Annotated in this window: 8 protein-coding genes; 7 read left to right on the forward strand and 1 reads right to left on the reverse strand. The window is 72.7% G+C overall.

Annotated elements, in window-relative coordinates; genetic code table 11:
• Nucleotides 1-62: 62 nt before the first annotated feature.
• The 4 genes from ABEA24_RS53625 to ABEA24_RS22360 all read left to right on the forward strand — a co-directional run bounded on the left by ABEA24_RS53625 (nucleotide 63) and on the right by ABEA24_RS22360 (nucleotide 6,200).
• Nucleotides 63-446 carry an ATP-binding cassette domain-containing protein gene (locus ABEA24_RS53625; protein ID WP_425551219.1) on the forward strand — a complete coding sequence of 128 codons (384 nt, stop codon included), beginning with the start codon at nucleotides 63-65 and terminating at the stop codon, nucleotides 444-446.
• Nucleotides 447-460: 14 nt separating this feature from the next.
• Complete coding sequence (locus ABEA24_RS22350; protein WP_345432926.1) at nucleotides 461-790, forward strand: ArsR/SmtB family transcription factor; 330 nt, start codon at nucleotides 461-463, stop codon at nucleotides 788-790.
• Nucleotides 791-2,368: 1,578 nt separating this feature from the next.
• The gene (locus tag ABEA24_RS22355) at nucleotides 2,369-4,483 is read left to right on the forward strand and encodes a RecQ family ATP-dependent DNA helicase (protein WP_345432927.1); all 2,115 of its coding nucleotides are present in this window, start codon (nucleotides 2,369-2,371) and stop codon (nucleotides 4,481-4,483) included.
• Nucleotides 4,484-5,156: 673 nt separating this feature from the next.
• A complete protein-coding gene (locus ABEA24_RS22360; protein WP_345432928.1) occupies nucleotides 5,157-6,200 on the forward strand; it encodes a LysR family transcriptional regulator in 1,044 nt (347 codons plus the stop codon).
• An 84-nt stretch (nucleotides 6,201-6,284) separates the two neighbouring features.
• Here ABEA24_RS22360 and ABEA24_RS22365 read toward each other — a convergent pair whose 3' ends face one another.
• Nucleotides 6,285-7,178, reverse strand: coding sequence for a carbohydrate kinase family protein (locus tag ABEA24_RS22365; RefSeq protein ID WP_345432929.1), 894 nt, complete (start codon nucleotides 7,176-7,178; stop codon nucleotides 6,285-6,287).
• Between the two features lie 142 nt (nucleotides 7,179-7,320).
• Here ABEA24_RS22365 and ABEA24_RS22370 point away from each other — a divergent pair, with 142 nt between their 5' ends.
• The 3 genes from ABEA24_RS22370 to ABEA24_RS22380 all read left to right on the forward strand — a co-directional run bounded on the left by ABEA24_RS22370 (nucleotide 7,321) and on the right by ABEA24_RS22380 (nucleotide 12,357).
• Nucleotides 7,321-10,119, forward strand: a complete 2,799-nt coding sequence (locus tag ABEA24_RS22370; protein WP_345432930.1) for a bifunctional acetate--CoA ligase family protein/GNAT family N-acetyltransferase — start codon at nucleotides 7,321-7,323, stop codon at nucleotides 10,117-10,119.
• 538 nt (nucleotides 10,120-10,657) lie between these two features.
• The gene (locus ABEA24_RS22375) at nucleotides 10,658-11,248 is read left to right on the forward strand and encodes a DUF5998 family protein (protein WP_345432931.1); all 591 of its coding nucleotides are present in this window, start codon (nucleotides 10,658-10,660) and stop codon (nucleotides 11,246-11,248) included.
• Nucleotides 11,245-12,357, forward strand: a complete 1,113-nt coding sequence (locus ABEA24_RS22380) for an alkaline phosphatase family protein (RefSeq protein ID WP_345432932.1) — start codon at nucleotides 11,245-11,247, stop codon at nucleotides 12,355-12,357. The genes ABEA24_RS22375 and ABEA24_RS22380 overlap by 4 nt, the downstream gene beginning before the upstream one ends.
• Nucleotides 12,358-12,385: the final 28 nt, after the last annotated feature.

Below are 12,385 nucleotides of genomic sequence, written 5' to 3' on the forward strand. Positions count from 1 at the left end.
TCATGCCCGTCCGGTGACGCCGCGCACTGCCGCGCCGCCCGTCGTCCCGGGACCCTCGGAGCATGGAAACGGCGATCGAGGTGCGGGATCTGCACCAGAGCTACGGCGACTTCACCGCCGTACGCGGCGTGTCGTTCGCGGTCCGTCCGGGTGAGGTGTACGCCCTGCTCGGGACCAACGGGGCGGGCAAGACGACCACGCTCGACGTGATCGAGGGCTACGAGCGGGCGGGATCCGGCGACGTACGGGTGCTGGGCGCCGATCCGTCCGATCAGACCGGGCCGACTACGCCGGGACGGCTCCCGGGCCGACTCCGAGCCGGCTACGCCGGGACGGCTCCCGGGCCGGCTCCGGGGCTCAGGGCTGACTACGCCGAGACGGCTCCGGGGCTCCGGGGCGACTGTGCCGGGCCGATTACGACGATGGTCGAACTCACGGCGTCGTGAAATATGCTCGGGCCGTGAGCGATGAGGTCTTCCATCCCCCAGTCGAGGAGCTGACCCTGCCCAAGGTGCTCGCCGCCCTGGCCGATCCGGCGCGGTTGGCGACCGTCCAGACGCTGGCACGCGTGGGCGAGTCGGCGTGCGGCCGGATCCAGCACGACGCGGGGCTGGAGGTCAGCAAGTCCACCATGTCCCACCACCTGCGGATCCTGCGTGAGGCGGGCATCACCCACTCCCGGGTGCAGGGCGCCCGCCGCCTCCTCACGCTCCGCCGCGACGACCTCGATCGCCGCTTCCCTGGTCTGCTCGACGCCGTGCTCCAGCCGGAGCTCACCGAAGTCGCCTGAGCGCTCTCGGCGGCGGGCGGACGAGTCGGGGTCACACGGCTTGGGGCCGGCAAGGTCACCGGCCCCGAGCCCGCACCGGTTACCGGTCTTTCGCGGCTCGGGTCGGCCACCGGCCTCCTGCGCTTGGACCGGTCACCGGTCGCCTGAACTCGGGCCGGTCGTCGGTCTCTCGAGGCTCGATCGGTCGCCGGGCTTCCGGGCCGATCCGTCGCGCGCCGCCGGTGCGGGCCGGCACAAAGGACTGCATGGCTGACGAAAGCGCACCGGGGACCGGCCGAAGACGCCCTGCGATAGGACGCCGAGGCGTGCCTGCGATCGCTCGCCGGGGACCGCGCCCCGGCTGCGCGAGGACCAGTGGACCGCGATTCGCGCGGTGGTGCCAGGGAGTCCTGGGCGCTCCCACTTTCGAGTACGCCCAGGACTCCATGGCTTGGTGAATAGTTATCGGTGGATGTCAGAACACTCGATGATTCTTCATCGGGTGTTCCGGCCTTGCAGCAACCTGGGGCCGAAATGGCGCGCTGGCCGCCGTTGAGCAGCGGTAGGCCGGCTGCAGCGGCCCTCTGGTTCGCCGCAAAGGCTCGGGCGAGGAACGCGCTGAACGGGATCGGGATCGATTGCCCGCAGTTGGCAGGCGGCTGCGTCGCCGGCGTATTACCGGTGATCGGGCATTCGGACTCCTGGACCCCGCCATTGGTTCCGAGCACAGTGACTTGCAGGCGATTGCTGGTGTTGGACAACGTGACGCAGCTCGGCACGAATCCGGTCGGGAACACAGAGTTGGAGAGCGGCGTGAACGGCCTGACAGTAGGCGTCTGGCCTGACGTATCGACCAGTGCGATCAAGACCTGGCCATTCTGGGTCACAGCGACCCACTTTCTGTTGCTTTCGCCAGGGGCGGTTTCCGCGGCGATGCACGGCCCGCCCGCGCCGGTCGGCCCGGTGGCGCCGGCTGGGGCCCGTCGCGCCGGTTGCTCCGGTCGCTCCGGTTGCACCCGTGGCTCCGGTGGCTCCGGTTGCACCCGTGGCTCCGGTCGCACCCGTGGGGCCGGTGGGGCCGGTGGGGCCGGTGGCTCCGGTTGCACCCGTGGCTCCGGTCGCACCCGTTGCCCCCGTGGCGCCGGTGGCTCCCGTCGCTCCGGTGGCTCCCGTGGCGCCCGCACCGGTAGCTCCGGGCGCTTCGTTACAAGCTGGGGATTCGGGCTTTATGGTGTAGCGCAGCGGTGGTGAGAGGTGGATACCCCGCCTGATGTTCCATGAGACCCGTTTCGAACGATAGCCACGGCTATTACGCGTCACTCCTTATGGATGCCGAACGTCGCTCCTGCTGGATATGGGGCGACCGGATGAGGCTGACCGAAACTCTTCGGTGATGGTCGCGATGACGCTGTCGTAGCGAGGATCAACGGAAGCGCCTCCGGCTGGAGCTCACCGAGGTCGCCTGGGCGCCTTCGAGGGCAGGCGGACGCGCCAGAGCCACGCGGTCCGATGTCACCGACCCCGATGTTCCGTACCGGTCGCCGGTCTCCCGGGCCGATTCGTCGCGCGCGGTCGGTGCGGGCTGGTACGAAGGACGGCATGGCTGACGAAGCGCACCGGGGACCGGCCGAAGACGCCCTGCGAGAGGATGCCGAGGCGTGCCTGCGATCGCTCGCCGGGGACCACGCCCGGCTGCGGGAGGACCAGTGGACCGCGATCCGCGCGCTGGTCGTCGAGCGGCGGCGGGCCCTGGTCGTGCAGCGCACCGGGTGGGGCAAGTCGGCGGTCTACTTCGTGGCCACCGCCCTGCTGCGGCGGCGCGGCGCCGGGCCGACCGTGATCGTCAGTCCGCTGCTGGCCCTGATGCGCAACCAGATCGCCGCCGCCGAGCGGGCCGGCATCCACGCGGCGACCATCAACTCCGCCAACCTCGACGACTGGGAGCGGGTCTACGCCGACGTCCGCGACGGTGCCGTCGACGTGCTGCTGGTCAGCCCGGAGCGGCTCAACAACCCCGACTTCCGTGACCAGGTCCTGCCCGAGCTGGCGGCAGGCGCGGGCCTGGTCGTGGTGGACGAGGCGCACTGCATCTCCGACTGGGGGCACGACTTCCGGCCCGACTACCGCCGACTGCGCACGCTGTTCGCCGAGCTGCCGCCCGGCGTGCCGGTCCTGGCCACCACCGCGACCGCCAACGCGCGGGTCACCCATGACGTCGCCGATCAGCTCACGGGCGGATCCGACCAGGAGACCCTCGTGCTGCGCGGCCCGCTGGAGCGCGAGAGCCTGCGCCTGTCCGTCGTCCGGCTCCAGGGGGCCGAGCAGCGGCTGGCCTGGCTCGCCGGACGGCTCGACGCCCTGCCCGGCTCCGGGATCATCTACACGCTCACCGTCGCGGCGGCGCATGAGGTTGCCGGGTTCCTCCGCGACCGCGGATACGCCGTCGCCGCGTACACCGGGCAGACCGAGCAGGCCGAGCGCCTGCAGGCCGAGCAGGACCTCCTCGACAACAAGGTGAAGGCCCTGGTGGCGACGAGCGCGCTCGGCATGGGGTTCGACAAGGCGGATCTGGGGTTCATCGTGCACCTGGGCGCGCCGCAGTCGCCCGTGGCGTACTACCAGCAGATCGGCCGCGCCGGGCGCGGCGTGGAGCGGGCCGAGGTGATCCTGCTGCCGGGCAGCGAGGACCGGGACATCTGGGCCTACTTCGCCGGTCTGGCCTTTCCCCCCGAGCCGGTCGTACGCCAGGCGCTGGGGGCGCTGGAGGAGACGGGCACACTGTCCACCGCGGCCCTCGAGACCCGCGTCGACCTGGGGCGCAGCCGCCTGGAGATGATGCTCAAGGTGCTCGACGTCGACGGCGCCGTGCACCGCGTGAAGGGCGGCTGGACCGCGACCGGCCGACCGTGGGCGTACGACCGGGAGCGCTACGAGCGGGTCGCGGCTGAGCGCTCCCGCGAACAGCAGGCCATGCTCGAGTATCAAACGACGGGTTCCTGCCGGATGGAGTTCCTCCGACGGCAACTCGACGACCCGGAGGCCGTGTCGTGCGGGCGTTGCGACAACTGTTCCGGTCGGCACCTGTCGGCGGAGGTGCCCGAGGAGGAGACCGTACGGGCCCGGGAGCGGCTGAGCCGCCCGGGAGTCGAGGTGACGCCGCGCCGGATGTGGCCGACGGGCATGAAGGCGGAGGGCATCTCTGGGCGCATCCCCGCCGATCTGCAGGCCGAGCCCGGCCGGGCGCTCGGTCGGCTGACCGACATCGGCTGGGGCAACCGGCTGCGCGGCCTGCTCGCCGACGGCGCGCCCGATGCCCCGGTGCCCGACGAGGTCTTCGGCGCGATGGTGAAGGTCCTCGCGGCGTGGGACTGGGAGCACCGGCCCGCCGGCGTGGTCGCCATGGGCTCGGCGACCCGGCCGGGGATGATCGCCGACCTGGCTCGGCGTATCGCCGGGATCGGCCGGCTGCCCTACCTCGGTGAGGTCGCGTACGCGGACGGCGGGCCGGGGCCGCGCCGCCACAACAGCGCGCAGCGGGTCCGCGCGCTCTGGAACGCCTTCGTCGTTCCTGACGCGATGCGTTCCGTGGAGGGCCCGGTGCTGCTGGTCGACGATCTGGTCGACACCGGCTGGACCGTCACCGTCGTGGCGCGGCTCCTACGGGAGGCCGGCGCCCCCGCCGTCCTCCCGCTTGCCCTCGCCGCCGTGAGCTGACCGCGCCGCCGTGAGCCGGCTGCGCCGCAGTGAGCTGACCGCGCTGCCGTGGGCTGGTTGCGCCGCAGTGAGCTGACCGCGCTGCCGTGGGCTGGTTGCGCCGCAGTGAGCTGACCGCGCTGCCGTGGGCTCGCTGCGCCGCAGTGAGCTGAAGGCGCTGCCATGGGTCGGCTGCACTGCCGTGGGCCGGCCGTGCGGTTGTGGGGTGACTGCGCCGCCGTGGGCCGGCTGCGCCGCCGTGGGCCGGTCTCGTGGCCGTGGGCCGTCGGCTGCGTCGCCGAGGGGTGACCGTGCGGCTGTGAGCTGGTTGCGTCGCCGTGGGCCGGCCTCGCGGACATGGGCTGTTGGCTGCGTCGCCGAGGGATGACCGCGCGGACCTGGGGTGACCGCGCTGCCGTGGGCTGGCTGTGCCCGCCGTGGGCCGGCCGTGCGGCTCTGGGGTGACTGCGTCGCCGTGGGCTGGCCGCGCTCGACCGGTCGCCCTGGATCGAGGCCCCCGCGACCTTCACGATCCTGGACGACCGGCCATCGCACGCCTGGGAATTGTTCTAGAGTGCAAAAAGTCGTGTCCACCTGTTCTGGAGAACATCTAGAGGTCATCTCATCGCTAAGTGCGATCACTTCCTGCTGAACTGTTCTCGGGGACAGAAACAACGCCCGAATTGGACATCTGATGAGTGAATCGTCCGGTATCTACCCGTTGCGGGACGACAGGCTCGGCGAGCTGCTGAGCTGTGCCCCGCCACTGCTCGACACCACCCTCGACCAGCTGAGAACGCTCCTGGTCGTCCGCGAAACAGGCTCGGCGCTGCGCGCCGCGCGGCTGCTCGGCCGCGAGCAGTCCAGCGTGCAGAAACAGATGGACACGCTCAACCGCAACTACCAGGACCTCTGCGGGGAGGTGCTCACCGTCAAGCAGGGGCGGGGCAAGGACGTCCTGTTCACCCCGACCGGCGAGGCCGTCGCGCGCCTGGCGGGCGCCACCCTGAGCGAATGGCTGGCCGAGATCCACTCCTCCCGCCGGCGTCTCGGCAGCACGCTCACCGTCGGCACGACCGAGTTCACGCTGAAGACCGTCTCCCGCGCCTGGGCGCGCCTGTCCGAGGAATTCCAGCGCCGCGAAGTCGAGTTCCGTGTCGTCCACGTCCGTACGAAGGACGTGTGGTCACGGCTGGAGTCCAAGAGCGTCGACCTGGTCTGCGGGACCATCGTCGCGGTACCCGGCGACGAGACGCGCCTGCGGCCGTACGACGTCATCGAGCTGGCGCGCGGCCGCCCCGTCCTTCTCACCAACCTCAGCGAGCAGGAGCTGCCGCTCAGCGTCGTCACGAGCAGCCGCCTGCCGGAGATCCCGCTCGTGGTGCCGTCGACCGGGCTGATCGCCGACTTCCTCGGCCACTGGTACGGACCCAACTTCCGGGACCGCCTCGACATCGTGGCCGACATCGACGACATCTCCTATGGGCTGTCGCTGCTGAAGTCCGGCCTGGCCCGCGGTTGCATGATCGTCACGCGGTCGATCGGCGGCCGGTCCCGCGCCGAGGGGCTCCGGGTCATCGAGCTGCGCAACGACCTCGAGCCCGACCCGGAGATCATGACCGGGGCGTTCGTCAGCAAGGAGGACCGCGTCCGGTACGAGCCCCGGCATCCACTCAACCTGCTCTGGGCCGCCATGCGCGAGGAGGCCGCAGCCCGGGCCGAGGCCGCCGAGCGGTGATCGGGCGGGCAGGCGCGGCGGCGGCCGTACCGGAAAGGACGTTTCGGCTTACGGCCTGCCCGGCGGTGCGGCGGCCGGTGCGCCTCAGAGCATGGGGCGGGCGCCCAGGTGGCTGATCGCCCGCGCGGCGAGCCGGCAGCCGTTCGCGAGGGCCTCCACGGGCGGCTTGCCGTCGAGCCAGACCGGCAGGAACCCGGCGATGAAGGCGTCACCGGCGCCCGTGCCGTCGGCGATCTCCTCCACCGGCTCGGCCGGCACCCGGATCGGGTCGGCGTGGCCGTTGCTGAACCACAGCGCGCCCTCGCCCGCCATCTTCACCACGACCTCCGGGTACCAGGCGGTCAGCACCTTCGCCGCCTGCTCCGGGTTGTCGCGGCCGGTCAGCACCTCGGCCTGGGAGGCGTTGACGACCAGCAGCCGGACGCCCTGCGTCCACTCGAGGAACGGCTCCGCGCCGGCCCGCTTGAGGTGGGAGTTGGAGCCGCCGTCCACGGTGACCGACATCTGCGCCCGCTGCGCCAGCTTCATCGCGTGCAGGGCGGCCTGCCGGGACCCCTCGTTGAGCAGGGAGTAGCCGGAGACGTGGAGATGGGCGCCGGGACCGAAGAGATCCTGCGGGATGTCCTCGGGGAGCAGCGCGGCGTTGGCGCCCGGGTCCGACAGCATCGTCCGGTCGCCCTTGTGGGTCACCATGACCACGCACGTGCCGGTCGCCCGTTCCGGGTCCATCACGAGCCGGGCGTCGATGCCGTAGCCCATGAGCTCCATGTCACGGTTGCGTCCCGCGATGTCCGCCCCGCGCCGCCCGATGAACGCCGACTCGACGCCCTCGACGGCGAGCCAGGCCGCGACGTTGGCTCCCGAGCCGCCGCCGTGCATCGTCACGTTGGCCGACGTGTCTCCGCCTTTCGCCAGCGGGAACGCGGCTCGCGCGACGGCATCGGTCATCAGATCGCCGACCACGACCACGCGCGTCATGACGTCACCCACCCTGTTCCCTGCGGCTGCCACCCCCCGGTAGGCGGCCTGCCTGCGTGACCCGGAGAAAAACCTAACAGCTCCCGGTACCCGGGTGGGTCCCGAACCGGCGCTAATTCGGGATCTCCCATAGTCTCGACGTGTGCCGTACCCCGACCACTGGGAGGCCGACGTCGTCCTCGCCGACGGAGGGACGGCGCACCTGCGGCCGATCAGGCCCGGTGACGCCGAGCTGTTGCGCGAGTTCTACGCCAGGCTCTCGCCCGAAACGATCTACTACCGCTTCTTCTCGCCGCGTCCTCGGCTGACCGACCGGGAGATCGAGCATTTCACCACCGTCGACCACACCGACCGCGTGGCCCTCATCGCCACCATCGGCGACGCGATGGTCGCGGTCGTACGCTACGACCGCCTCGGCGCGGGCAGCCCGTACGCGTCCGTTCCGCACTCCCCGGACGAGTCGCCGGACACCGCCGAGGTGGCCTTCCTCGTCGAGGACGCCCAGCAGGGCCGCGGCCTCGGCACCGTGCTGCTGGAGCACATCGCGGTGGCGGCCCGCGAACGCGGTGTCCGGCGGTTCATCGCGGACGTCCTGCCGGAGAACCGCCGGATGACCACGGTGTTCCGGGCGGCGGGCTATGAGGCTCAGCAGCGTTTCGAGGAGGGTGTGATCCGGCTCACCCTCGACCTGCAGCCGACCGAGACGTCCCGGGGGGTCATGGCCGCCCGCGAGCACCGCGCGGAGTCGCGGTCGATCGAGCGCCTCCTGTTCCCCGGGTCGGTCGCGGTGATCGGCGCCAGCCGGGTGCCGGGCAGCGTCGGCCAGACCGTCCTGCGCAACCTCCTCGGCGGCGACTTCACCGGCCCGGTGTTCCCCGTTCACCCGACCGCGTCGGCGGTCGGCGGCGTACGCGCCCATCCGACGGTGTCGGACATCCCCGACCCGGTCGACCTGGCCGTCGTCGCGGTGCCCGCCGACAACGTCAACGAGGTCGTGGCCCAGTGCGCCGCCAAGGGCGTCCACGGCCTGGTCGTCGTCTCCTCCGGCTTCGGAGAGGCCGGTCTCGAGGGGCGCGCCCGCCAGGACGAGCTCGTACGCCTCGCGCGGGCGAACGGCATGCGCGTCGTCGGCCCCAACTGCCTGGGCATCGCCAACACCGACCCGGGCGTACGGCTGAACGCCACGCTCGCCCCGACGCTGCCGGGGCGCGGACCGGTCGGGTTCTTCTCCCAGTCCGGCGCGCTGGGCATCGCGATCCTGCGCTGGGCGGCCGAACGCGGGCTGGGCCTGTCGACGTTCGTGTCGGCGGGCAACCGCGCCGACGTGTCCGGCAACGACCTCATGCAGTACTGGGAGGAGGACCCCGCCACCGAGGTGATCCTCCTGTACCTCGAGTCGATCGGGAACCCGCGCAAGTTCACCCGCCTCGCGCGGCGGATCAGCCGCGCCAAGCCGATCGTCGCGGTCAAGAGCGGGCGCACCACCCAGGGCGTGCCGCTCGGCCACGCCGCGCGGGCGCTGACCCTTCCCGACCACGCCGTCAGCGCGCTGTTCGCCCAGGCCGGGGTTGTACGGGTCGACTCGCTCGGCGAGCTGTTCGACGTCGCGCAGATCCTGGCCTACCAGCCCCTGCCGACCGGCCGCCGGGTCGCGATCGTCGGCAACTCGGACTCCATCGGGCTGCTGGTCCAGGACGCCGCGACCGCGGCGGAGCTGGACCCCCTCGCACCGGTGGATCTGGGCCCGGCGGCCGGGCCGGTGGACTTCGAGTCCGCGCTCGCCGAGGCCCTCGACGGCGACGCGGCCGACGCGGTGGTCACGGTGTTCGCGCCGCCGGTGCGGGGCGGGATCGACCCCGAGGTGGCCGCCGCGATCGTCCGGCAGGCGGAGGGCGCGGCGAAGCCGGTCGTCGCGACCTACCTCGGCGAGCGCGGCCTCCTGCACGGCAGCGTCCCCTCCTATCCCGCGCCCGAGGACGCCGTTCGGGCTCTCGCGTACGCCGTCCGGTACGCCGAGCGACGGCGGCGCGCACACGGCCGAGTGCCCGAATTGCCCGACATCGACCGGCCCCGGGCCCGCGCACTGGTCGACGAGATCTTGGAAGCGGATCGCGCCCCGGTCACGCCGACGTCCGAGTCCGGGCCGTCCTCCTCTGACCCGTCGGCTTCGGAAGCGGATGGCGCTTCGGCTGCGCGGGCGTCCGCGTCCGGGTCGTCTCCCTCTGAGGCGGCTTCCGGCGCGTCGGCCTTGGAAGGGGATGGCGCTTCGGCTGCGTGGACGTCCGCCTCCGGGCCGCCTCCCGCTGACCCGTCGGCTTCGGAAGCGGATGGCGCTTCGGCTGCGCGGACGTCCGCGTCCGGGTCGTCTCCCCCTGAGGCGGCTTCCGGCGCGCCGGCCTTGGAAGCGGACGGCGCACCGGCCGGTGGCCGGGAGTCTGGCACGGTTTCCGAGCCGGAAGACCGGCGTGAAGCCGACGCCGGGCGGACCGCCGCCCTGCTCGCCTGCTACGGCATCGAGCCCGCAGGCGACGCCGCGGAGGTGGGCGACGAAGGGATCGTCACGCGGATCAGCACGGCGGAGGACCCGTCCTTCGGCGCGATCGTGTCCTTCGGCCTGGCGGACCTCACGGCCGAACTGCTGGACGACCGCGCGTACCGGCTCGCGCCCCTGACGGACGTTGAGGCGGCCGGGATGGTCCGCGCGATCAGGGCGGCGCCACTGCTGCTGGGCCACCGGGGAGCCGAGCCCGTCGACCTGGCGGCGCTGGAACATCTCCTGCTGCGGGCGTCCCGGCTGTCCGACGACCTGCCGGAGGTGGCACGGCTGGACCTCGAGGTGGTCGCTCGCGCCTCCGGCGCCGTCGTACGGAGCGCGCGGCTGTGGCCGGCAAGACCGCCGGGTCCGCGTATCGACCACGTTCGCCGGCTCAGACCGTCCTGACGGGAGAGTCGGCTCGGGCCGTCCTGGCAGCCGAGTCGGCTCAGACGCGTCTTGACGCGCGGGCCGGCTCAGGCGGTTCTGACGGGCAGGTCGGCTCAGGCCGTCCTGGCAGGCGCGCCGGCTCAATCTGTCCGGCGGGCCGGCTCGGGGCCGTCCTGGCGGGAGAGACTGCGCGCCGACCTCGTGCGGACGGCCGCTGCGGGGCGCGTCCGGAGTTCATCCGGTGTGAAGGTCGGTGGGCTGGGGTGGTGGCACCGGATCCGGAATCGGCGGGATCGGGCTGGGGCTCGGTTCGGGGATCGGTCGTGGGGAGGGGCGCTCCGGCGGCGGCTCGGGCGGCGGGACCGGCGGCTCCGGAGGGGGCACCGGTGGCTGCGGGGTGGGCGGCTCTGGTGTGGGCGGTTGCGGGGTGGGCTGGGGCGTTGGCGGCTGGGGGGTGGGGTGTTCCGGCTCGGCCGGGGGGACGTTTGCTCGGGTCATGTCCACATCTCTACCCGTGGGTGTGCGTGTAACGCCCGGGCAGTGCAGGATGGGAGCCATGAGGGAAACCCGAGCGATGACTCAGGGGCTGCGCACCGCGATCGAGCGGAGCGGCTACTACCCGGCGCTCGTCGCGGACGCGGTCGAGTCGCTGCTGGGCAACGAGACCGTCATCTCCTACGTCGTCCATCACGAGGCGACGTTCGATCCGGCGATGGAGGTCCGGCGCCACGTCACCGTGCTGGTGCTGTCGTCGACGCGCCTGCTCGTCTGCCACACGGACGAGCATCCGCCGACCGAGTCGGTTCCGCACCCGCACGCCTCCACGACGACGGAGGCGGTGCGTCTGGGCCGGGTGCAGTCGGTGGCGGTGACGCGCGTCGTGCCGGAGCCCGCGTCGTACGTCCCCGGGGTGCCACCGACCGAGGTGATGCTCACCATCGGTTGGGGAGTGATCGCCCACGTCGATCTGGAGCCGGCCTCCTGCGGTGACGAGTCCTGCGAGGCCGACCACGGCTACACCGGCACGATGACGGCCGACGATCTCTCGCTGCGGGTGAGTGAGGCTGCGGACGGCGCCGACGCCGTCGAGCAGGTCCTCACGTTCGCGCAGGCGCTGTCGGAGGTCACGTCTCAGCAGGGTCGATGAGCATTCCCGTCCCGGCGTACGGCCGGGAGTCGCTGGCGGACCTGGGCCCGTCCGTGCTCGCCGCGCTCGGCGTCCCGGGCGAGCCGAACGTCCTGGGACTGCCGGCCCTGCCGCGCGCCTGCCTCCTCCTCGTCGACGGTCTCGGCTGGGAGCTGCTGCGGGCGCATCCGGACGCCGCGCCGTACCTCTCCTCGCTGCCGGGCCGGCCGCTGACCGCCGGATTCCCGTCGACCACGGCGACCAGTCTCGCCTCCCTCGGCACCGGCCGTCCGCCGGGCGGGCACGGCATGTTCGGATACCAGGTCGCCGTCCCGGGAGAGGGGCGGCTGCACAACTGCCTGCGCTGGAGCGACGGGATCGACCCGCTGACCTGGCAGCCCGCGCGCACCGTCTTCGACCGGGCCGCCGCGGCGGGCGTGGCCACGGGGCACGTCGCGGCGCGGGCGTTCGAGCACTCCGGGCTGACGCGCTCGGTCTACCGCGGCGCGCGCTACCTCCCCGCCGACTCCCTCGGCGCTCTGGTCGCCCGTGCCGAGCAGGCCGTCCGCGAGGGCGAGCGCGCGTTCGTCACCGTCTACCACGGCGACCTCGACGCCACCGGCCACGTCCACGGCTCCCGCTCGGCGGCCTGGCGCCATCACCTGGGCTTCGTCGATGTGCTGGCGCGGCGGCTGGCCGAGGTGTTGCCGCCGGACGCCGCCTTCTACGTCACCGCGGACCACGGCATGACCGATCCCGCCGACCGGGTCGACGTTGACGCCGAGCCCGCGCTGCGCGAAGGCGTGGCCCTGCTGGGCGGAGAGGCCCGGGCCCGGCACGTGTACGCCGAGGCCGGGGCCGCCGCCGACGTGCTCGCCGTGTGGCGGGAGCGCCTCGCGGGGCAGGCGTGGGTGCTGACCCGGGACGAGGCGATCGCCGAGGGGCTGTTCGGCCCCGTGTCCGCGTCCCTGGCCCCGCGTATCGGCGACGTCGTCGCCGTCCCGTACGCCGATGTGGCCATCGTGGCGACCGAGGCCGAGCCGATCGAGTCCACTCTCGTCGGCATGCACGGGTCGCTCGTAGCCGCCGAGCAGCTCGTTCCCCTGCTCTCCCGGGAGGCGGCCGGATGAACGCCGAGCGGCATCTCGCAGACGCGGG

It is taken from the genome of Actinoallomurus vinaceus (assembly GCF_039542055.1).
GTDB lineage: Bacteria > Actinomycetota > Actinomycetes > Streptosporangiales > Streptosporangiaceae > Actinoallomurus > Actinoallomurus vinaceus.